The 735-nt window shown below is 62.3% G+C and carries 1 protein-coding gene; it reads right to left on the reverse strand.

Translation table 11 applies throughout. The features are described 5' to 3' along the window. Nucleotides 1–610 (reverse strand): acyl-CoA dehydrogenase family protein (locus A9X04_RS22965; RefSeq protein WP_369829002.1); only part of this gene is annotated, 610 nt, incomplete at its 3' end. Between the last annotated feature and the right edge of the window lie 125 nt (nt 611–735).

Genomic DNA, 735 nt, shown 5'->3' on the forward strand with positions numbered 1-735 from the left:
CGATCCGCAAGTCGAGCCCGCGTTCCATCTTGTAAGCCAGGTGCAGGATCATCAGCCGGGTGACGTAAAGCTTCTCGGCGCAGTCGGAGAGCATCCACTGGATTCCCTGACGATCAGCCACCCGTTTGCCGAAGGTGACTCTTTCACATGCCCGCGCGGCCGCCATGTCAAGCGCTGCTTGGGCTTTCGCGATGCTCCACATGCCGTGCCGCAGCCGGCCGTAGCCGAGGCGATGCTGGCCCATGGCAAAGCCCTGTCCAAGTCCGCCGAGAATGTTCTCGTGGGGGACAACGAGGTCGTTGATGCGCACTTCCGCGTGACCCATGGTCACCTCACCGTGGAAGGCCGGCACGTCGGTCTCTCCCATAACCGGAATGTTGCGGATGATCTCGAAGCCAGGATTGGGCAACTCGACGAGAAACGTCGTGTACTGGCGATGGCGCGGCGCGTCGGGATCGGTCTTCGCCATGACCAATGCCAGTTGTGAGATGGAAGCGGCGGAGGTGAACCACTTTTCGCCATTGAGAACCCAATCCGGCCCTCGCGCACCGCGCTGGTCTGCATGCCGGTGGCATCGGCGCCGGCGGCTCTTTCGGTCATGGCAAAGCAGACCCGAATGTCACCGTTGACCAGCGGCTCCAGATAGCGCTTTTTCTGCTCGTCGGTTCCATGCTCGATCAGCGTGAGCATCGTCGCGTCCTGGGGGCCCATGCAGTTCATCGCCCAGGCACCCAG

It is taken from the genome of Mycobacterium sp. E3247, from assembly GCF_001667785.1.
GTDB lineage: Bacteria > Actinomycetota > Actinomycetes > Mycobacteriales > Mycobacteriaceae > Mycobacterium.